Genomic DNA, 19,919 nt, shown 5'->3' on the forward strand with positions numbered 1-19,919 from the left:
GCCCCTTGATAGCACGGCGACGGATCACCGCTGCGGGTTGCCTCCGGCTCAGCCGTCCCCGGTGAGCTGGAACGTCCGCACCATCTCGTCGAAGATCGGCTTGCTCTCCGCGAACTTGGTGTCCGTGGCGGTGAGGTAGAACGAGTACGCCTTGCCGTCCTGGGCCACGCCACGCCAGACGCCGTGCCGCATGGCGTCACCCTCGCCGCAGGTGTATTCGAATTCGGCGGCCGGCTTGCTGGCCAGCTCGGTCTCGTTGGAGGAGATCTGGCTGTACGGCTTGACGCAGGAGGTGCTCCTGGTCTTGAGACCGTTCTCGGCCGTCTCCGCCCATCGGGTGGAGCTGCTGGACCACTTCTCGGTGATGATGCGGACCTTACGGCCGCTGTCCTCCGGGTCGATGTAGTCGGTGTACGAGCCGCCGCTGGCCTTCTTCCAGCCCTTCGGCACCATGACCTGGATCCCGCGAGCCGCGTGCTCCTGCATCTCGACCGCGGGAGCGGTCGGGGCGGACGACGTGGGCTGCGCCTGCGGGGTGCTCGGTGGCGGGTCGTCGCCGCCGGACAGCGCCACCACGGTGAGCAGCAGCACGACGGCCAGTCCGCCGGCCGCGGCGAGCTGCACCTTGCGTGGCCACCCCTTGACCGTGCTGACGAGCTGACCCCCGCTGGCACGGACCTTGCCCAGCGCGCCGCCGCCCGAAGCGGCGGGCGAGGCCGTCCAGGGCTGGCCGGTGCCTGGCACCGACCACTGGTTACCGCCGCCGTAGGTGCCGCCGATGCGTTGGGTGGCCTCCGGTGCGCCGCCGTACCCGACCTGCTGGGTGGGGTCGGCCGGGCTGCCGTAGCTGACCCGCTGGGTGGCGTCCGGGTGCCCGCCGGCGTCCACCCGCTGAGTGGCGTCCGCGTTGCCGCCGTAGGTGCGCCCGGCGGCCGGTCGGCCGGGTGGGGGCATCGCGCCGGTGGGCGTGTGCAGCGGCCCGGCCAACGCGTCGGCGCTGGTCTCGTCGAGCCCACCCGTGGCGCCGGCCGCGCCAGCGGGCGGTGGGCGTTCGCCCCGGCGCAGCGCGGCCAGCCGGTCGGTCAGGGACTCACCCGGGGCCAGCATCGCCGGGCCACCGATCTGGCTGTCCGGCTTCGGCTCTGGTTGGGCCGGCGGGGGGATGGGCACCGGGCGCTGCTGCACCGGCACCACGGCGTACGGGTCGGTGACCGAGTGCACAGCTGTCGCGGTGCTGCCCAGCGGGCCGGCGAGCAGCTCGCGCAGCATGGCCCGGGAGGTGTGCACGTCCAGCCGGCGCGCCGGGTCCTTCTCCAGCAGACCCATGAGCACGCGGGTCAGCGGGCCGCTGCGCTGCGGCGGGGCGGGTGGGTCCTCGACCACGGCGTGCATGGTCTCGATCGGGTCGCCCTTGTCGAACGGGGGCCGCCCCTCGACCGCGGTGTAAAGCGTCACACCCAGCGAGAACAGGTCGCTCGGCGGGCCGAACTCCTGGCCCATGGCCCGCTCGGGCGAGATGAAGTGCGGCGAGCCGAGCACCATGCCGGGGGTGGTGAGCTGCACGTCGGTGGGCATCCGGGCGACCCCGAAGTCGGTCAGCACACAGCGGCCGTCGGTGCAGATCAGCACGTTGGCGGGCTTGACGTCGCGGTGCAGCACGCCGATCGCGTGCGCGACCTCCAACGCGCCGAGCAGCGCGACGCCGATCTTGGCGACAGCACGGGGAGCGACCGGCCCGTCCTCGATCACCATGTCCGCGAGGCTGCGAGCGTCCAGCAGCTCCATCACGATCCACGGCCGGCCGGCCTCGGTGACCACGTCGTACACCTGCACCACGGCGGGGTGCTGGATGGCGGCGGCAGCGCGGGCCTCGCGCAGGGTGCGTTCGTACATGGCGTCGCGGTCGCTGGGGGCCAGCCCCGGAGGCAGGACGACCTCCTTCACCGCCACATCGCGGCGCAGCAGCGTGTCTGTGGCGCGCCACACGGTGCCCATGCCGCCGTTGCCCACCGAGGACCGCAGCGAGTACCGGCCACCAATGGTGGTGCCGGGCGCCGCTCGTCCGTTGGCGGGACTGACTGGTCCGCCGCTCCACGTCGGGATCTGAGTCACAGAAAAGCCACCGGGGGAAATCGAGGGGGGCTGGGACACAACCCCCCTATCTTGCTGGTTCCGACGCCGGATGCGAAAGCCGACGCGACGGACGTTTATCGAAGTCGACAGAACGTGCCCTGTCGTTCACCTCGTGTCGACCGGTCGGGACGCACTGTGCGCTATCCCTCACGCGGCGACGTGGCCAGGCGTCCTACCATCCGGGGATGAGCGAACGGCGGTCAAGCGAGTCCGGTTTCCCGATCAACGGCGTCTACACGGAGGCCGACCTTCCGGAGGACCTGGACTCCCGGCTGGGCAGCCCCGGCGAGTTCCCGTACACCCGGGGGGTCTACCCCACGATGTACACCTCCCGCCCGTGGACCATGCGCCAGTACGCCGGCTTCGGCACCGCCACCGAATCCAACGCGCGGTACCACCAGCTGTTGCGGGCTGGCACGATGGGCCTCTCGGTCGCCTTCGACCTGCCGACCCAGATGGGCTACGACTCGGACGAGCCGATCGCGCATGGCGAGGTCGGCAAGGTGGGCGTCGCCATCGACTCCATTGAGGACATGCGGCTGCTGTTCGCCGACATCCCGCTGGACAAGGTCTCCACCTCGATGACCATCAATGCGCCCGGCTCGGTGCTGCTGCTGCTCTACCAGCTCGTCGCCGAGGAGAACGGGGTGCCCGGCGCGGCGCTCAACGGCACGATCCAGAACGACATCCTCAAGGAGTACATCGCCCGGGGGACGTACATCTTCCCGCCGAAGCCGTCGCTGCGCCTGGTGGCCGACACGTTCGCGTACTGCCGCAAGGAGGTGCCGAAGTGGAACACCATCTCCATCTCCGGCTACCACATGGCCGAGGCCGGCGCGACGCCCGCGCAGGAGATCGCGTTCACCCTGGCCAACGGCGTGGAGTACGTGCGGGCGGCGCTGGCCGCCGGTCTCGCGGTGGACGACTTCGCGCCCCGGCTGTCGTTCTTCTTCGTGGCCCGCACCACGCTGCTCGAGGAGGTGGCGAAGTTCCGCGCCGCCCGGCGGATCTGGGCCCGGGTGATGCGCGACGACTTCGGCGCCAAGGATCCGAAGTCGATGATGCTGCGGTTCCACACCCAGACCGCGGGCGTGCAGCTCACCGCGCAGCAGCCGGAGGTGAACCTGGTCCGGGTGGCGGTGCAGGGGTTGGGCGCGGTGCTCGGCGGCACCCAGTCGCTGCACACCAACAGCTTCGACGAGGCGATCGCGCTGCCGACCGAGAAGGCCGCCCGCCTCGCGCTGCGCACCCAGCAGGTGCTGGCGTACGAGACGGACCTGACCGCCACTGTCGACCCGTTCGCCGGCTCGTACGTGGTGGAGGCGATGACCGCCGAGATCGAGGCCGCCGCCCTCAAGTTGATGCAGCGGGTGGCCGACCACGGCTCGGCGGTGGACGCCATCGAGGCCGGGTTCCAGAAGCGGGAGATCGAGCAGTCCGCGTACCGGATCGCCCAGGAGATCGACTCGGGCGAGCGGGTGGTGGTCGGGCTCAACCGGTTCACCGTGGACGAGGAGGAGCCGTACGAGCCGCTGCGGGTCGACCCGACGATCGAGGCGGCCCAGGCCGAGCGGCTGGCACGGCTGCGCTCCGAGCGGGACGCCGACGCGGTGACGCGGGCGCTCGCCGATCTGCGGGCCGCCGCCGCCGGCACGGACAACCTGCTGTACCCGATGAAGGAGGCGCTGCGGGCCCAGGCCACCGTGGGTGAGGTCTGCGGGACGCTGCGCGAGGTGTGGGGCCTGTACCGGCCCACCGATCAGTTCTGACCGGCCCCGCCCGCGGACACCGTGTGTCCGCCCGGCTTAACGGGTATGCCGTCGGGTGAGCCCGGGCGCACACCGTGTGCGCCCGTGGTGGTCCCGTGCGTGTGAGCGTCTTTATCCGGCTGGTTGCGAAGTGTGGTCGGCTAATTGTCGGAGTGTCAGTTCACCACCCTGACTAATGCGACAATTTGCAACAGGGCTCCCCGCGTGGTGCCGGATTTGTGACCGCCGCGATCGGTTACGCGTTGTAGGAGGTGAGGGGCGGATGACGGCGTTCGACCGCGATCTACCTGCTGTCCCACGCATCTCCGAGCGTCCCCAGCAGGGCATATATGACGCTGTGCGGTCCGATCATTACCGTAACGAGGTTGCGCAGCGTCACCGCCGGAGGTCTAGGCTGTCTGCTGTCCCCGATGATCCATCCATTTCTAGTGATCGAGAATTCGACGTGACGAGTGCGTTGACGCTGCCCACGGGCGGCCAGCTGGCGTCGTCCTGGCTGGAGACACCACCCGGGTCCCAGCCTCTGCCCCGTGAGCTGGACCACCTCCTCACGCTCCGGGTGCCGGGGCTGATCGCTACGCGCCGTCACCTCCACTCGCACCCCGAGCTCTCCGGCAACGAGTTCGAGACGGCCGCCCTGATCGCCCGGGAGCTCTCGCTGGCCGGGCTGAGCCCGCGCCTGCTACCCAAGGGCAACGGCGTGATCTGCGACGTCAACGGCAGGCCGGACGGCCCGGTCGTCGCATTGCGCGCGGACATCGACGCCCTGCCGCTGGACGACCCCAAGGACGTGCCCTACCGGTCGACCGTCGAGGGCGTCTGCCACGCCTGCGGGCACGACGTGCACACCACGGTCCTGCTCGGCGTGGGCATGCTGCTGGCCCAGCTCGCCGACCTCGGCGAGCTGGACGGACGGGTCCGGCTCATCTTCCAGCCGGCCGAGGAGATCCTGCCCTGCGGCTCGCTCGAGGTCATCGAGGCCGGTGGCCTGGACGACGTGGTGCAGATCTTCGCGCTGCACTGCGACCCGAACCTGCCGGTGGGCCAGGTCGGCCTGCGGGTCGGCCCGATCACCGCAGCCGCCGACAACGTCACCGTCCGGCTCTCCGGCCCGGGCGGGCACACCGCCCGGCCGCACCTGACCGTCGACCTTGTCGACGCGCTCGGCCGGCTGATCACCGAGGTGCCCGCGCTGGTCAGCCGCCGGGTGCCGGCCAACAGCGGCCTGCTGCTGGTCTTCGGCCACGCCTCGGCCGGCACCCGCTACAACGTCATCCCCTCGGAGGCGAGCGCCTCCGGCACCCTGCGGGTGATGGACCGCGACACCTGGGAGCAGGCTCCCAAGATCGTTGCTCAGGTGGTCCGGGACGTGATCGCCCCGACCGGGGCCACGGTCGACCTGGAATACCTGCGCGGCCGCCCACCGGTGTGCAACGACTCCCGGGCCATCCAGGTGCTGACCGCCGCGACCGCCGCCGCGCTCGGCCCGGAAGGGATCGCCGAGACACCGCAGAGCATGGGCGGCGAGGACTTCTCCTGGTATCTGGAGTACGTCCCCGGTGCCCTCGCCCGGCTCGGCGTGGGTCGCTCCGGCCCCAACGTCGACCTGCACCGCGCAAACTTCGACGTGGACGAACGGGCCATCCCGGCCGGCGTACGCGTCATGGTGCAGACCGCGCTGCGGGCACTGGCGGCGGTGCGCTGACCGGAGCGGTCGGGACCAAGGTCTTCTTCCGCCGCCGCAACACCAGCAGCAGCACCGCCACCGGTACGCCGAATGCCACCAGCCAGGGCAGCAGCGCCCCCAGCACGGTGAGCAGGACGGTCAACGAGGCGACGAACGCCTTCCAACCGCCGGTCAGCCCGGCCAGGAAGCCGGTCTCGGACTTCTCGGAGGTGATCTTCGCCGCCGGCCCGCCGAGCGACACGGTGATCGTGGACAGTGCGGTCAGATCGGCCAGTCGCCGTTTCTTGGCTTCCAGCGACGCCAGGTCGGCCTCGCGGCGCCCTAGCTCGTTCTCCAACGACACCAGGTCGTTGATCGAGGTGGCGCGGGACAGGAGTTGGCGGGCACTCTCCACCCTGGCCCGCTGACTGATGATGCGCGCGTCCAGGTCGACGATCGCCTCGGTGGCGTCCTCGGTGCTGATCTCCCGGCTCTGCTGACGGCCGAGCTTCGCGATCTCGTCGACCACGCCGGTGAACTTCGCCGCCGGCACCCGCAACTGCAACTCCGCCACCGCGTCGGCCTGGGCACTGCGCCGCTGGTCACCGCCGATGAACCCACCGGCCCGGGTGACCAGTGCGGTGACCTCGCGGGCGGCGGCGTCCACATCGTCCACCTGAACCCGCATCGATCCGGTGTAGATGATCGCCCGCTGATCGACCCGCAGGTCCGGTGCCGCGGCACCGCCCTCCTGCGGCGCCCCGGCCTTGGCATCCTGCGGTGCCCCGGCTCCGGCCGCCTCGGGTGCGCCCAGCAAGCCGTCCCGGTCCGCGCCACCATTCGCAGGGGCGCCGGCGGCCGTGTCCCGCGACCCGCTGTCGCCGGCCCCGCACCCGGTCAACACCAGCGCCGCCGCCAGTGCCGTTGCCGCCAGCAGTGTGCCGCGGCGTCGTACCACCTGTCCGTCCATCCCCGCTCCCATCGTCGTCATCCGGTGTGGCGATAGCTCGGACGCGGCGCACGCGTCGGCTGGTTCCGGCAGACTGCGCTGAGGACGTCACGATTCGATAATCAAGGAGTCACGATGCGGCTCACCAAGTACGCCCACTCCTGCATCCGCGTGGAACACGACGGGGGAGTGCTCGTCGTCGACCCCGGGATATTCAGCGACCCCGCGGTGGCATTGGACGGTGCGGACGCGGTGCTGATCACCCACCAACACCCCGACCACCTCGACCTGGCGGCGGTGCGCCTGCAGCTCGACCGGCAGCCGTTCCCGATCCACGGGCCCGCTTCGCTCGCCGACACCCTGGGTGACGCGGCCGAGGTGTTGCACCCGGTCACCGCCGGTGAGTCGTTCACCGCTGCCGGGGTGGCCGTCCGTGCGTACGGGGGCCAGCACGCGGTGATCCACCCGGACATTCCGGTGGTGGACAACCTCGGCTACCTGATCAACGACGTGGTCTACCACCCGGGCGACGCCCTGGTGGTCCCCGAGGAGACACCCGTCGACACGCTCTTCGCGCCGATCCACGCGGCCTGGTCGAAGTTCTCGGAGGTTGTCGACTTCATCCGCGCGGTCGCACCCCGGCGCGCGTACGCCCTGCACGACGCCCTGCTCAACGACAACGGGTTGGGCATACTCGACCGGCAGTACACCGCGCTGTCCGGCACCGAATACCAGCGACTGGAGCCCGGCAGCCGGGTGGACGTCTGACCCCGATGCCCGGCCCGTCAGCGGAGCTGGTGCAGCAGCTCTACCGCACCCCACCGGACCGGTTCGTGGCCGCCCGGGACGCCGCCGTGGCCGAAGCCCGTCGTGCCGGCGACCCGACCACCGCCCGACAGTTGGCCCGGCTACGTCGCCCGACGGTGGCCGCCTGGCTGGTGAACCTGCTCGCCATCCGACGTCCGGAGCTGGTCGCCGACCTGGTTCAGCTCGCCGATGCGCTGCGGGCCGCCCAGCGGGAGCTGCGGGGGCCCCGGCTGCGGGAGCTGTCCGCACAGCGCCGGGCGGTGGTGGGCGCCCTGGTCGCCGAGGTCCGCAAGCTCGCCGCGGCGGAGCCGGACGCGCCACCGGCCGGCCGGCTGCCACTGGCCGAGGTGGAGGCAACCCTCAACGCGGCGTTCTCCGACGTCGAGGTCGCCGAGCAGGTCCGGGCGGGCCGTCTGCTCCGGGCGGCGAGCTACGCCGGCTTCGGTGAGGTGCCCCGGCCGCAGCTGCGGCTGGTCACCGGCGATGAGGAGGAGCCGGAGGAGGGACGTCCGGCCCGCCGACCCGGTGCCCAGCGAAAGCGTCTCGAGGCGGCGCCCCGGCCGGACCGGGCGGCGGAGCGCGCCGAGCAGGCCGCGCAGCGTACGGCCCGCGCCGAGCGGGCCCGGCAGCGCCGTGCCCTGGACCGGGAGCAGGCAAAGGCCCAGGCCGACCAGGAGCGCGTCGAGGCAGAGCTGGCCGAGGCGACCGCGCAGGAGCGGGATGGCGCCGCCGTACTCGACGGGATCGAGGCCGAGCTGGCCGAGCTGGAGCGGCGGCGGGCGGTCGCCGAGCAGGATCTCAGCCGGGCCAAGCTCGCTCGGCGCGGCGCCGAGCGAGCGGTCACCGTGGCTCGGCGACGCGCGGGTGAGGTCGAGGCGGCGATCGAGGCGCTGGCGGCCGAAGAGGGGGATGCGGACGCGGGCGGTGGCGCGGCAGACTGACCATCGATGGACGACAACGAGTATGCGGGCCGTCCACGGCGGGTGACCCCGGATCGGGGCGTCGCCGTGGTCGACGGGTCGAGGCACGCGGGGGTGGTGCCGCAATGACGCCGGAGCAGGTCGCCGCCGCCAGCAAACCCGTCGTGCTCGACCTGGGCGACGCGTTCAGCAGGGACCCGACCACGTTGCGCCGGGCCCGGCTGCTCGGCATCTCCGGCTGGGCCTTCTACATCAGTGGCCGGGCTGGCGCGCTCGGCGGTGTGCGGGCCGAGACGGCCGCCGCCGCCCTCGGCTTCATCGCCCCGGACGCGGTCGCCGACGGTTGGGACGCCGCAAGCCGCGTCGTTCCGCCGTTCGAGGTGGCCGCCGCGAGCCTCGCCGAGTGCTGCCGGTGGGGATCGCAGCAGCTGGGCGCCCTGCCCACCACCGAGCGCCTGGCCGCACTCGTCGAGCGCGCGGTGGTGGCGGCGGACGCCAGCGGGATGCCGCTCTTCGCCGCGTGGCGGGCCATGCCGGTCCCGGATCTGTCCCCGGGGGCTCGCAGCGCCGCCGGGCTGCGGCTGCTCCGGGAACACTTCACCAGCGCCTACCTGCTGGCGGTACGCGCCGCCGGGATGACCCCGCTGGAGGCCGTGTTGTCCGGGCCGGAGGGGGAGGCCGGGGCGGTGGCCTGCGGATGGCCACCGCCGTACCCACCAATCGGGCCGCTGGTGCGTCGGCGACTCTGGGCGGAGGCGGTGACCAACCGTCTGGCCGCGCCGGCGTTCACGGCTCTCGGCCCCGCTGACGGCGCCGAGTTGGTGGAGTTGCTGCACCGCACCCGGGCCGACCTCACCTGAGCATCCTGCCGACGAAAATGGGCCTGGGCGTCGACCTCACCAACCCGGCCGCGCCGCTGTCGCTCCACCAGTCGATGGGCCCGCGGGAGACCCGGTGACCGGCATGTACGAACGTTCCGTCCCGGCCGCCGGTGTGTGATTGACGACCCCGGTCCAGCCCGACCGGCGATCAGGTCGACGGCGGTAGCAGACTGGAGACGTGCGATACGCGCTGCTACGCCGACGCGGTGCCGGTGGGGCGGGACCGCAGCTCGGTGACGTAGTCGTCCGGGGCGCCCGCCTTCTCGGCGGCGTTCGCGATCTCCGAGAGATACCACGAGGTCGGCAAGCCACCCTCGTACCCGTTGAAGACGTAGATCCACGCGGTCACGTCGCCGTCGAGGGTGGAGACCCGAACGTGCAGCTTGCGGTACGTGCCGGCGGTCACGCCCTCGATCTCGTCGAGCTGGCCCGCGTCGTACGGGTGAATGTCGTAGAGCGCCACGAAGACCCGGTCACCGGGAGACTCGACAAGGGTGCTCACCGCGCCCTCCCAGCCGATCATGTCCGCCCCGGCGAAGGTCAGCCGCCAGCCCTCCAGCCAGCCGGTGCCCACCATCGGCGAATGCGGACAGTAGGCGCGCATCCGGGCGGGGTCGAGATTTGAGCCGTAGGCGGCGTGATGACGCACGGCGATGACGATAGCCCGACCGACGGGTGGGGGAGAATACGACAGTGCGTGTCGAATGCGCTCGGGAGAAGAAAGTCACTGTGAGCATGGACGAAGGGCAAACGCTGTGAGCCGGATCGTGATCATCGGTGGGGGGCCAGCCGGTTACGAGGCGGCACTTGTCGCCGCCCAGCTGGACGCCGATGTCACCGTGGTGGAGGCCGATGGTGCGGGTGGGGCCTGCGTGCTTTCCGACTGCGTACCGTCGAAGACCTTCATCGCCAGCTCGGGGGTGGTCACCGGCTACCGGGACACCGAGGAGTTCGGGGTGCACTCGGACGGCCTGGAGGCGGTCACCGTCGACGCGCGGACGGTGCACGAGCGGGTCAAGCGGCTGGCGTTGGCGCAGTCCGCCGACATCCACGCCAAGCTGCTCAAAGCAGGGGTCACCTTCGTGGCCGGCACCGCCCGGCTCGGCGAGGACGCTCTCGGGCACACCCATCTGGTCGTCGTCACCCCCGCCGACGGCGGCGAGGAATACTCCATCGCCGCGTCCACCGTGCTGGTGGCCACCGGCTCGACACCCCGCCAGCTGCCCACCGCCGTCCCGGACGGTGAGCGCATCCTGACCTGGCGCCAGGTGTACGACCTGCCGGAGCTGCCCGAGCACCTGATCGTGGTCGGCTCCGGTGTGACCGGCGCGGAGTTCGCCAGCGCGTACCTGGCGATGGGCGTCGAGGTCACCCTGGTCTCCAGCCGGGACCGGGTGATGCCACACGAGGACGCCGACGCCGCATCCGCCATCGAGCGGGTGTTCCGCAACCGCGGCATGAACATCCTCAACAACTCCCGCGCCGACGCGGTCCGGCGTACCGCCGACGGGGTCGAGGTGGAGCTGTCCGACGGCCGCAGGGTCACCGGTTCGCACGCGCTGATCGCCGTCGGCTCGATCCCGAACACCGCCAACCTGGGCCTGGCCGAGTACGGCGTGGCGCTGGGCCGGGGCGGCTACGTCACGGTCGACCGGGTCTCCCGGACCAACGTTCCCGGCATATACGCCGCCGGCGACTGCACCGGCGTGCTGCTGCTGGCCAGCGTCGCCGCCATGCAGGGCCGGATCGCCATGTGGCACGCCCTCGGTGAGGCGGTCCGCCCGCTGCGACTGCGTACCGTCGCGGCGAACGTCTTCACCGACCCGGAGCTGGCCACCGTGGGTGTCTCCCAGGACGAGGTGGACGCGGGCAAGGTGCCGGCCCGGCAGGTGATGCTGCCGCTGTCCGGTAACGCCCGGGCAAAGATGGACGACCTGTCCGACGGTTTCGTGAAGCTGTTCTGCCGGCCCGCCAGTGGTCAGGTGATCGGTGGTGTGGTGGTCGCCCCGAAGGCCAGCGAGCTGATCCTGCCCATCACCATGGCGGTGGAGAACAACCTCACCGTCAACGAGCTGGCCCAGACCATCACCATCTACCCGAGCCTCTCCGGCTCGATCACCGAGGCCGCTCGCCAGCTCATGCTCCACGAGCTGGAGTGATCCCCCGGGTCTGGGTCAGCGCGACCGTTGCCAGCACTGCCACCTCGGTGAGGATGAGGAGACGCTCGGCCAGGCCGAGCAGCAGGCGGTCGCCGGGGTAGGCGGACCAGACCATCGCCCCCGCCAGGGCCAGACTGAGCAGGACCAGGGTGCGTAGCGTCCGGGCGGCGGGGGCCAGGTCGGGTCGGCGGGCGAGCAGCCAACCGCCGACCGGTAGTGCCAGGAAGGCGACCACCGAGGCGTACCGGTGCAGGTACGCGGCGGTGGTCATGGCGGTGCCCGGCTCGTTCGTCGGCACCACGGCGGCCAGCAGCAGACCGGCCACCCACGCGCCGAGCAGCAGGTCGACCGCCCGGCTGGAGCGCGGGCGGGGTGAGCCGATGCGGCGCAGCCCGTGCAGCAGCGCCACGCTGGCGAGCGCGAGCACCACCATGGCGATGTCGATGACGCCGCCCCGGTCGGAGACCGCGAAGTCGCTGATGGTCAACGCCCACGGGTCGAGGTCGTCGTTGACCTCGAAATGACCGATCACGGTGAGCAGGGCCGCGAGGGCGATCCCGCCGAGGGCCAGCAGTCCGGTGTTCCGGGTTCCAGGCATGCCCCAGCCTGTCGCTGCGGGCACCCGAGCCGGATCCGGAACGGCCACCCAATTCGTCCCCCGGGACCACCCCTAGAGGCAACGCCGCCCCACGCCCCAAACTCCTCCGCGATCTTGCACTTGCGGTCGCCGTTCTGTGTGCCTTGCCGCCTTTGCCGGGACACTAAGTGCAAGATCGCGGCTGGGTCGGCCTCAGTCGATGGGAACATCGGCGGCGGCGCGGGCGTGCCGGGCGCCGACCAGGGTCATCGCCCATCCGGCCGCCGCGAAACCGGCTGCTGCGGCGGTGGCGATGATGGCCAACCGCCAGGCCGACTCGGTCAGCGCGGTGCCTCCGAGGTGTCCGACCATCGCGCCGTAGGTGGCCCAGCTCAGCGCGGCGACGGCCTCGTAGAGCAGGAACAGCCGGTACGGGTAGCGGCTGCGCCCGGCCGAGAAGCAGGCCGCCATTCGGCCGCCCGGCACGAACCGGCAGAGCAGAATCACCAGCGGCCCCGGCTGTCGGAGGCCCTTGGTGACCCGGATGGCGGCCCGCCGAGCCCGGCTCGGCTCGGCGTGCCGGGGCGCCCGTCGGTCCGGTGCACCTCGTCCGAGCAGGTAGCAGGCCAGGTCCCCGGCGAACACCCCGAGCGCGCCGACGGCGATGGTGACCGGCAGGTTGAGGCCGCCGTACACGGTGAGCGCGCCGCTGGTGATCATGACGATCTGGGTGGGGATCACCGGGACGAAGGCGTCCACGATCAGCAAAGTGAGCAGCACCAGGTACGCCCACGTCGGCGACGCGACGTCAGTCAGTAGTTCGGGCACGCCTGCCACCTCGCCGAATGCGGCCGATCGGGTGTCTCGAGCCTGACGGCGTGTCCGGCGTCACCGTGGACAGCCCTGGCCCGTCGTGACCGTCGACACGGCCAGGCCACGCAGGTGCAACGAGGTGACTCCCTTCCTGGTGACGGGTTGGCCGCCGTCCCAGACGCCCCCGCGCAGGTCGGCGGATCGGCGTTCGTCGGCGTACCGTTGTCGGCGCGGCCCAGCCCCGTCGGGTCCCCCGTTCCTGACGATTCGGGCCGCCCAGGGCCGCCGGCGGGTCCCGCGCCGGCGGCCCACCCCTTCCCCAGCGCGTCAAATCCGGGTGCGTCCGCGACCGCCCGGTGGGTAGCGTCGCAGCATGCGCAGCGCGGTAGTGGTGACCACGACGCCGGGTGTCCCCGGCGCGCCGCTCTGACGTAACCACCGTCGACCAGGCCCCGGGGCGATCCGCCCCCGAGGGCCGCGCGGCGTTCGGAGTCCAGGTCGCCTCCGGGTCGTACCCGATCCAGGAGCGCGACATGATCGACCACCGCAAGCTCGGCCGTGAGCTGGACCTCTTCGTCTCTGACCCGCTGGCCGGCGCCGGCCTGCCCATCTGGCTGCCGGCCGGCGCTGCCGCCCGGCATGCCGTCGAGGAGTACGTCCGAGAGTTGGAGCGCCGCTCCGGCCACCAGCACGTCTACTCTCCACCGCTGGGTAAGCGCGAGCTGTTCGAACTTTCCGGGCACCTCGGCTACTTCGCCGACGACATGTTCCCGCCGATGCGGCTGAGCGCCGACGACGAGTTCGTGCTGCGGCCGGCGCTCTGCCCGCATCACGCGCTGGTCTTCCGAGCCCGGGGTCGCTCTTACCGCGAGTTGCCGCTGCGGATCGCTGAGCTGGGCGGAATGTATCGCTCGGAGCGCTCCGGAGTGCTCGGCGGGCTGTCCCGGGTCCGCGCCATCTCGCTCAACGACGCGCACACCTTCTGCGCCCCCGACCAGGTCGGCGAGGAGGTCGTGGAGATCCTCGGGCTGATCCGCGCCGCGCACGCCGCGCTCGGCGTCCGCCCGGCCGGCTTCCGGCTGTCGTTGCGCGGGCCGGGCGAGAAGTACGTCGGCGACGACGCACAGTGGGCCCGCGCCGAGGAGTTGCTGCGTGCCGCCTTGGCCGGGGTGGCGTACGTCGAGGCGCCGGGGGAGGCCGCGTTCTACGGCCCGAAGATCGACATTCAGATCGTCGACGCGGCCGGCCGGGAGTCGACCATCTCCACCATCCAGTTGGACTTCGACAAGCCGGAGCGGTTCGACCTGTCGTACACCGACTCCGATGGCAGTCGACGTCGTCCGGTCATGGTGCACCGCAGCCTTGTCGGCAGCATGGAGCGGCTGTTCGCGTACCTCATCGAAGTGCACGAGGGCGCCTTCCCGGCCTGGTACGCGCCCGTTCAGCTGGTGCTGCTGCCCGTGGACGACGGGCAGGCCGGCGCGGCGGCCGACCTGGCCCGGCGGGCCGTCGACGCCGGGCTGCGGGTCGAGGTCGACGTCGCCGGCTCGCTGGGCGCCCGGGTCCGGGACGCGGCTCGTCGCCGCGTCCCGTACCTCGGGGTGCTCGGTGCCCGAGAGGCAGCCGAAGGGGCCGTCTCCCTGCGCCTCCGGAACGGCCGCACCCTGCCCCAGATGCCCGCCCCCGCCGCACTCACCCTGCTGAGCGAGCAGGTAGCCGCCCGCGCGCACGACCCACTGCCCCCAGCCTGACTCCCCCGTCGATCTAGGGCGAATCGCTGTGAGTGGATCTCCGTTCACGACGATTTGCCCTAGATCGGCGCGGGCTGGGAGGCGGGCTGGGGGACGGCGGGCACGGGTTCCTCGGCCACTGCGGCGCCGGTGAACTGGGAACGGTAGAGCCGGTGGTACGCGCCTTGGGCGGCTAGGAGCTGAGTGTGGGTGCCTTGCTCTACTATGCGGCCGTTCTCCATCATCAGGATCAAGTCGGCGTCGCGGATGGTGGAGAGCCGGTGTGCGATGACGAAACTGGTCCGGTCTGAACGCAGCGCGGCCATGGCCCGTTGGAGCAGCACCTCGGTGCGGGTGTCCACCGAGCTGGTCGCCTCGTCCAGGATCAGCAGCGACGGCTCGGCGAGGAACGCCCGGGCGATCGTGATGAGCTGCTTCTCGCCGGCGCTGACGTTGCTGCCCTCCTCGTCGATGACCGTGTCGTAGCCGTCGGGCAGGCTGTGGACGAACCGGTCCACGAAGGTGGCCCGGGCCGCGGCGAGGATCTCGTCCTCGGTGGCGTCCGGCCGTCCGTAGGCGATGTTGTCTCGGATGGTGCCGCCGAAGAGCCAGGTGTCCTGGAGCACCATGCCGATCCGGCCGCGCAGCTCGTCGCGGCGCATGGTCGTGATGTCCAGACCGTCGAGCGTGATCCGGCCGGCGTCCAGCTCGTAGAACCGCATGACCAGGTTGACCAGCGTGGTCTTGCCGGCGCCGGTCGGGCCGACGATGGCCACCGTGTGCCCCGGCTCGGCGACCAGCGACAGGTCGTCGATCAGCGGCTTGTCCGGCTCGTAGCGGAACGAGACGTGCTCGAACTCGACCCGTCCGTGCGGGTCGGTGACCCGGGCCGGCGCGACCGGGTCGGAGCTCTGCTCCTCGGCGTCGAGCACCGCGAAGACCCGCTCGGCCGAGGCGACCCCGGACTGGAGGAGGTTGGCCATCGAGGCGAGTTGGGTGAGCGGCTGGGTGAACTGCCGGGAGTACTGGATGAACGCCTGCACGTCGCCGAGGCTCATCGTCCCGGAGGCGACCCGCAGCCCGCCGACCACGGCGATCGCCACGTAGCTCAGGTTTCCGATGAACATCATCGACGGCATGATGATTCCGGAGATGAACTGCGCCCCGAAGCTGGCTCGGAACAGCTCCTCGTTCTTGGCGGTGAACGCGGCCTCCACCTCACGCTGCCGGCCGAAGACCTTCACCAGCTCATGACCGGTGTAGGCCTCCTCGATCTGCCCGTTCAACTCGCCGGTGTGCGTCCACTGCGCGATGAACTGTTTTTGCGAGCGCTTGGCGATGCGCTGGGTGACCAGCACCGACAGCGGCACCGCGACCAGGGCCACCAGGGCCAGCAGCGGCGAGATCCAGAACATCACCCCCAGCACGCCGACGACGGTCAGCAGCGACGTGAGCAGCTGACTGAGGGTCTGCTGGAGGCTGGTGGAGATGTTGTCGATGTCGTTGGTGACCCGGCTGAGCAACTCGCCGCGGGGCTGCCGGTCGAAGTAGGGCAGCGGCAGCCGGTTGAGCTTCTCCTCCACCTCGGCGCGCAGCCGCAGCACGGTGCGCTGCACCACCCCGTTGAGCAGCCAGCCCTGCCACCACATCAGCAGGCTCGCCGCCAGGTAGAGCCCGAGCGCCAGCAGCAGCACCCGACTCAGGGCGCTGAAGTCGATGCCCACCCCGGGCACCACGTCCATCCGGGCCAGCATGTCTGCGAAGTTGTTGTTGCCGCTGGCGCGGGCCGCCGCAACGGCCTGCTCGACGGTGGTGCCGGCGGGCAGTTGCCGGCCGATCACCCCGCTGAAGATCAGGTCGGTGGCGTGGCCGAGGATCTTCGGCCCGGCCACGCTGAACCCGACGCTCACCACGGCCAACGTGATGATCGCGACCAGGTGCACTCGGTGCGAGCGCAGCCGGCCGAGCAACCGTCGGGCCGACGGCCCGAAGTTCATCGACCGCTCGGCGGGCATCCCGGCGCTCGCCCACGGCGGACCACCGCGCTGACCGCCGGGCGGCAGCCGTTTCGGCGTTGGCGTGTCGCCGCCGGGCTGCTGCGCGCCGCCTCCCGGCGTCCGCGCGTCGCCAGCCGGCTTCTGACTGGGTACGGCCGCAGTGCGCGGCTCGTCGGGCTCGCTCATGCCGGCACCTCCGCCGTCTGCTGTGAGGCCACGATCTCGGCGTACGTCGGGCAGGTCTCCAACAACTCCGCGTGTCGTCCCACTCCGACGACCCCTCCGTCCTCAAGAACGATGATCTGGTCGGCGTCGATGATCGTGGAGACCCGCTGGGCCACGATCACCAGCGCGGACTGCGCGGTGACCGGCCGCAGAGCCGCCCGCAGCCGCGCGTCGGTGCCCAGGTCGAGCGCGGAGAACGAGTCGTCGAAAAGGTAGATCTCCGGTTGCCGGACCAGGGCCCGGGCGATGGCCAGGCGTTGCCGCTGCCCACCGGAGACGGTGGTGCCGCCCTGCGCGATCGGTGCGTCCAGCCCGCCGGGCATCTGGGCCACGAAGTCCCGGGCCTGGGCGATCTCCAGCGCGGCCCACAGCTCCTCGTCGGTGGCGTCGGGGTTGCCGTAGCGCAGGTTGCTGGCGACCGTTCCGGTGAACAGGTACGGCCGCTGCGGCACCAGGCCGATCCGCCGCCACAACTCGTCCGGTGCCAGCTCCCGTACGTCCACCCCGTCGACCAGCACCGCGCCAGCGGTGACGTCGACCAGGCGGGGAATCAGCGACAGCAGGGTCGTCTTGCCGGCGCCGGTGCTGCCGATGATCGCCGTGGTGGTGCCCGGGGTGGTCCGGAAGGAGATGTCGCGCAGCACCGGCTCGACCGCGCCCGGGTACTGGAAGCGCACTCCGCGTAGCTCCAGCTCGGCCCGGGTGGGCAGCTCGGTGACCGGCTCGGCGGCGGGGACCACCGAGGAGTCGGTGTCCAGCACTTCGACGATCCGCTCGGCGCAGACCGCGGCCCGGGGCACCATCATCAGCATGAAGGTGGCCATCATCACCGCCATCAGAATCTGCATCAGGTACTGCAGGAAGGCGGTGAGCGCGCCAACCTGGATCGCGTTGGCGTCCACCCGCTGCGCGCCGAACCAGAGCACCGCCACGCTGGAGACGTTCAGCACCAGCATGACCACCGGGAAGATCAGCGCCATCAGCCGGCCGGTACGCAGCGCGGTGGCGGTCAGGTCGGCGTTGGCGACGCCGAAGCGATCCGTCTCGTACGGTTCCCGAACGAAGGCGCGGACCACCCGGATGCCGGTGATCTGCTCGCGCAGCACCCGGTTGACCGTGTCGATCCGGGTCTGCATCAGCCGGAACCCGGGCACCATCCGACGGATGATCGCGCCGAGCGTGACGGCCAGCACCGGCACGCTGACCAGCATCAACCAGGAGAGCCCGACATCTTCGCGGAGCGCCATCACCACGCCGCCCACGCTCATGATCGGTGCGGCGACAAGCATGGTGCAGCTCATCAGTACGAGCATCTGCACCTGTTGGACGTCGTTGGTGTTGCGGGTGATCAGCGACGGCGCCCCGAACCGGGCCACCTCGCGGGCGGAGAAGCGGTTGACGTGGCCGAACAAGGTAGCCCGGACGTCCCGGCCGAAGCCCATCGCGATCCGCGCGCCCAGGTAGACCGCGGCGATCGAACAGACGATCTGGATCAGGCTGACCAGCAGCATCCACCCGCCGGTGTGCACGATGTAGTCGGTGTCGCCCCGCGCCACGCCCTGGTCGATGATGTCGGCGTTGAGGCTGGGCAGGTAGAGCGAGGCCATGGTGCCCACGAACTGGAGCAGCACCACCGCCAGCAGCGGTCGTTGGTAGGTGCGCAGTTGGTTGCGCAACAGTCGGATCAGCACGCCGGATCCTTCGGTTCGGTAGGGCGGCCGGTCATCCGCGGGTCGTCCCCGCTGGCGATGACCTCGAGCAGGAACTCCCGGATCACCTGTGCCTTCACCGGGTCGGCGTCGACCGAGGTCAGCGAACGCCCGGAGTACATCAGTGCGCTGAGCGCGGCCACGCGTTCCCGCCCGGCGGGAGTGAGGGCGAGCCGCACGCTCCGCCGGTCGCTGTCGTCGCGCAGCCGCTCGACGAGCCCATCGCGGGCCAGCGTGTCCACGATGCCGGTCAGGGTCGCCGGGCGGACGAAGCCTTTTTCGGCGACCTCACCGTGGGGCAGTTCGCCGTGCCGGGCGAGCGTCATCAGGGTGGCCATGCCGGCCTGGGTGAGGCCGTGCTCTTCGGCGAGGTAGCGATTCCACTGCTGCCCGACGACGTGCCCGGCCACCACCAGCAGCCGACCGAGCGGCACGTCCTGGAGGGTCACGAGTTCCACGACAAGTAGATTAGCCCCCTGATAGTCAGGCACCAAACGAAATTGCCGTGGCGGCGGCCACGAACACGATCTGTAGGACGGCGCGCTGCCCGAGCGGGGTGACCGGGCGGCCGGCGAGGGTCAGCTTCCGGCGGGCGGCCGAGACGTTGGCCGGGAACATCGCGAGCATGAGTAGGCCGAGCCCGGCCGCCGCGACCCGCGCGGTCGCCGGCACCAGCAGGCCGATCGCGCCGATCAGTTCCAGCACGCCGGTGAGGGTGACCAGCAGGCCCGGCCGGGGCAACCGGGGCGGGACCATCGCGATCAGGTCGGCGCGGCGCTGGCCGGCGAAGTGCGCGACCGCGGTCAGTGTGAACATCGCGGCCAGTCCGATGCGCAGTGCGGGGTGCCAGCCGTCCAGTGCGGACACGCCGGCCAGGCCGGTCAGGCGGGCCAGCGTGGTTCCGGCCAGTAGGGCGATCAGGGGTGCCATCGAAATCCTCCTTGATTAACTTGCCACTGACAAGATTGCCTGCCGGAGTGGCATCTTGTCAATGACAAGTTAAGATTCGGGCATGACCGAGACGCGCGCGTACCACCACGGCGACCTGCGCCGCGCCCTCCTCGTCGCAGCGCTGGAGGCGATCGAGGAGGTAGGGCCCGCTGCGCTGAGCCTGCGCGACCTGGCCCGCCGGGCTGGCGTCTCGCATGCCGCGCCCGCGCACCACTTCGGTGACAAGGCGGGCCTGCTCACCGCGCTCGCCGCCCAGGGCTTCGACCTGCTGGCCCAGGCGTTGACCGAGGTGGATGACGACCTGTTGGAGGCCGGCGTCGCCTACGTCGACTTCGCCGTCACGCACCGCGCGTACTTCGACGTGATGTTCCGGCCGGAGCTCTACCGGGCCGACGACGCCGAGCTGATCGCCGCCCGGGAACGCGCCGGTGCCGCGCTCCGCTCCGGGGTGGCGGCGCTACCCGCCGGCGGCGTGCCCGCCGACGCCGGCCGGGACGCGCTCGCGGCCTGGTCGATCGCCCACGGCTTCGCCACCCTCTGGTTGGCCGGCGCGCTGCCCGACCGGGTGGGCGACAACCCCCGGGAGGCAGCCCGTGCCGTGCTGCGCCGGCTCGTCAACTGACCGGAGCCCTC

At 71.4% G+C, this 19,919-nt stretch carries 17 protein-coding genes; 8 read left to right on the top strand and 9 right to left on the bottom strand.

Annotation, left to right across the window (positions count from 1 at the left end; translation table 11 throughout):
• Positions 1 to 48: 48 nt before the first annotated feature.
• Complete coding sequence (locus OG811_RS14785) at positions 49 to 2,112, bottom strand: protein kinase domain-containing protein (RefSeq protein ID WP_406074929.1); 2,064 nt, start codon at positions 2,110 to 2,112, stop codon at positions 49 to 51.
• Between the two features lie 206 nt (positions 2,113 to 2,318).
• On the opposite strand from OG811_RS14785, the gene OG811_RS14790 reads away from it, so the two are divergent.
• Both OG811_RS14790 and OG811_RS14795 read left to right on the top strand, forming a co-directional pair.
• Complete coding sequence (locus OG811_RS14790) at positions 2,319 to 3,902, top strand: methylmalonyl-CoA mutase (protein WP_406074930.1); 1,584 nt, start codon at positions 2,319 to 2,321, stop codon at positions 3,900 to 3,902.
• A 445-nt stretch (positions 3,903 to 4,347) separates the two neighbouring features.
• Entirely contained in the window at positions 4,348 to 5,607 is a 1,260-nt protein-coding gene (locus tag OG811_RS14795) for an amidohydrolase (protein WP_406074931.1), read from the top strand.
• Here OG811_RS14795 and OG811_RS14800 read toward each other — a convergent pair.
• Positions 5,564 to 6,559, bottom strand: a complete 996-nt coding sequence (locus OG811_RS14800; RefSeq protein ID WP_406074933.1) for a DUF4349 domain-containing protein — start codon at positions 6,557 to 6,559, stop codon at positions 5,564 to 5,566. The genes OG811_RS14795 and OG811_RS14800 overlap by 44 nt on opposite strands.
• A 93-nt stretch (positions 6,560 to 6,652) precedes the next feature.
• Here OG811_RS14800 and OG811_RS14805 point away from each other — a divergent pair, with 93 nt between their 5' ends.
• The 3 genes from OG811_RS14805 to OG811_RS14815 all read left to right on the top strand — a co-directional run bounded on the left by OG811_RS14805 (position 6,653) and on the right by OG811_RS14815 (position 9,104).
• The gene (locus OG811_RS14805; RefSeq protein ID WP_406074935.1) at positions 6,653 to 7,285 is read left to right on the top strand and encodes an MBL fold metallo-hydrolase; all 633 of its coding nucleotides are present in this window, start codon (positions 6,653 to 6,655) and stop codon (positions 7,283 to 7,285) included.
• 5 nt (positions 7,286 to 7,290) lie between these two features.
• Positions 7,291 to 8,265, top strand: coding sequence for a hypothetical protein (locus OG811_RS14810; protein ID WP_406074937.1), 975 nt, complete (start codon positions 7,291 to 7,293; stop codon positions 8,263 to 8,265).
• A gap of 104 nt (positions 8,266 to 8,369) precedes the next feature.
• Complete coding sequence (locus OG811_RS14815) at positions 8,370 to 9,104, top strand: SCO6745 family protein (RefSeq protein WP_406074938.1); 735 nt, start codon at positions 8,370 to 8,372, stop codon at positions 9,102 to 9,104.
• A 214-nt stretch (positions 9,105 to 9,318) separates the two neighbouring features.
• Here OG811_RS14815 and OG811_RS14820 read toward each other — a convergent pair whose 3' ends face one another.
• On the bottom strand, positions 9,319 to 9,774 hold the full coding sequence (locus tag OG811_RS14820; RefSeq protein WP_406074939.1) for a gamma-glutamylcyclotransferase: 456 nt from the start codon (positions 9,772 to 9,774) through the stop codon (positions 9,319 to 9,321).
• A gap of 106 nt (positions 9,775 to 9,880) precedes the next feature.
• Here OG811_RS14820 and OG811_RS14825 point away from each other — a divergent pair, with 106 nt between their 5' ends.
• On the top strand, positions 9,881 to 11,284 hold the full coding sequence (locus OG811_RS14825) for an NAD(P)H-quinone dehydrogenase (RefSeq protein WP_406074941.1): 1,404 nt from the start codon (positions 9,881 to 9,883) through the stop codon (positions 11,282 to 11,284).
• On the opposite strand, the gene OG811_RS14830 is transcribed toward OG811_RS14825, so the two are convergent.
• Together OG811_RS14830 and OG811_RS14835 are read right to left on the bottom strand one after the other, a co-directional pair.
• Positions 11,262 to 11,882 carry a DUF998 domain-containing protein gene (locus tag OG811_RS14830; RefSeq protein ID WP_406074943.1) on the bottom strand — a complete coding sequence of 207 codons (621 nt, stop codon included), beginning with the start codon at positions 11,880 to 11,882 and terminating at the stop codon, positions 11,262 to 11,264. The genes OG811_RS14825 and OG811_RS14830 overlap by 23 nt on opposite strands.
• 192 nt (positions 11,883 to 12,074) lie before the next feature.
• Positions 12,075 to 12,689: a DedA family protein gene (locus OG811_RS14835; RefSeq protein WP_406074944.1), complete on the bottom strand. Its 615-nt coding sequence runs from the start codon at positions 12,687 to 12,689 to the stop codon at positions 12,075 to 12,077.
• Between the two features lie 518 nt (positions 12,690 to 13,207).
• On the opposite strand from OG811_RS14835, the gene thrS reads away from it, so the two are divergent.
• Complete coding sequence (thrS, locus tag OG811_RS14840) at positions 13,208 to 14,425, top strand: threonine--tRNA ligase (RefSeq protein ID WP_406074945.1); 1,218 nt, start codon at positions 13,208 to 13,210, stop codon at positions 14,423 to 14,425.
• 59 nt (positions 14,426 to 14,484) lie between these two features.
• Here the strand turns inward: thrS and OG811_RS14845 are convergent, their stop codons facing one another.
• The 4 genes from OG811_RS14845 to OG811_RS14860 all read right to left on the bottom strand — a co-directional run bounded on the left by OG811_RS14845 (position 14,485) and on the right by OG811_RS14860 (position 19,265).
• Positions 14,485 to 16,419, bottom strand: coding sequence for an ABC transporter ATP-binding protein (locus OG811_RS14845; protein ID WP_406075739.1), 1,935 nt, complete (start codon positions 16,417 to 16,419; stop codon positions 14,485 to 14,487).
• A 164-nt stretch (positions 16,420 to 16,583) separates the two neighbouring features.
• Positions 16,584 to 18,317 carry an ABC transporter ATP-binding protein gene (locus tag OG811_RS14850; RefSeq protein ID WP_406074947.1) on the bottom strand — a complete coding sequence of 578 codons (1,734 nt, stop codon included), beginning with the start codon at positions 18,315 to 18,317 and terminating at the stop codon, positions 16,584 to 16,586.
• Positions 18,311 to 18,793 (bottom strand): MarR family winged helix-turn-helix transcriptional regulator, encoded by a 483-nt coding sequence (locus tag OG811_RS14855; RefSeq protein WP_406074948.1) that lies wholly within the window; start codon positions 18,791 to 18,793, stop codon positions 18,311 to 18,313. Before OG811_RS14855 ends, OG811_RS14850 begins: the two co-directional genes overlap by 7 nt.
• Before the next feature lie 25 nt (positions 18,794 to 18,818).
• Positions 18,819 to 19,265, bottom strand: coding sequence for a DoxX family protein (locus tag OG811_RS14860; RefSeq protein ID WP_406074950.1), 447 nt, complete (start codon positions 19,263 to 19,265; stop codon positions 18,819 to 18,821).
• Positions 19,266 to 19,347: 82 nt separating this feature from the next.
• Here OG811_RS14860 and OG811_RS14865 point away from each other — a divergent pair, with 82 nt between their 5' ends.
• The gene (locus OG811_RS14865) at positions 19,348 to 19,908 is read left to right on the top strand and encodes a TetR/AcrR family transcriptional regulator (protein ID WP_406074952.1); all 561 of its coding nucleotides are present in this window, start codon (positions 19,348 to 19,350) and stop codon (positions 19,906 to 19,908) included.
• The last annotated feature ends 11 nt before the right edge of the window (positions 19,909 to 19,919 follow it).

This window comes from Micromonospora sp. NBC_01638 (genome assembly GCF_045209745.1).
Lineage (GTDB): Bacteria > Actinomycetota > Actinomycetes > Mycobacteriales > Micromonosporaceae > Micromonospora.

Coding starts and splice junctions, on each gene's coding strand:
- OG811_RS14790 (WP_406074930.1), top strand. CDS start 2,319: ATGAGCGAACGGCGGTCAAGCGAGTCCGGTTTCCCGATCAACGGCGTC.
- OG811_RS14800 (WP_406074933.1), bottom strand. CDS start 6,559: ATGACGACGATGGGAGCGGGGATGGACGGACAGGTGGTACGACGCCGC.
- OG811_RS14805 (WP_406074935.1), top strand. CDS start 6,653: ATGCGGCTCACCAAGTACGCCCACTCCTGCATCCGCGTGGAACACGAC.
- OG811_RS14810 (WP_406074937.1), top strand. CDS start 7,291: ATGCCCGGCCCGTCAGCGGAGCTGGTGCAGCAGCTCTACCGCACCCCA.
- OG811_RS14815 (WP_406074938.1), top strand. CDS start 8,370: ATGACGCCGGAGCAGGTCGCCGCCGCCAGCAAACCCGTCGTGCTCGAC.
- OG811_RS14830 (WP_406074943.1), bottom strand. CDS start 11,882: ATGCCTGGAACCCGGAACACCGGACTGCTGGCCCTCGGCGGGATCGCC.
- thrS (WP_406074945.1), top strand. CDS start 13,208: ATGATCGACCACCGCAAGCTCGGCCGTGAGCTGGACCTCTTCGTCTCT.
- OG811_RS14845 (WP_406075739.1), bottom strand. CDS start 16,419: ATGCCCGCCGAGCGGTCGATGAACTTCGGGCCGTCGGCCCGACGGTTG.
- OG811_RS14860 (WP_406074950.1), bottom strand. CDS start 19,265: ATGGCACCCCTGATCGCCCTACTGGCCGGAACCACGCTGGCCCGCCTG.
- OG811_RS14865 (WP_406074952.1), top strand. CDS start 19,348: ATGACCGAGACGCGCGCGTACCACCACGGCGACCTGCGCCGCGCCCTC.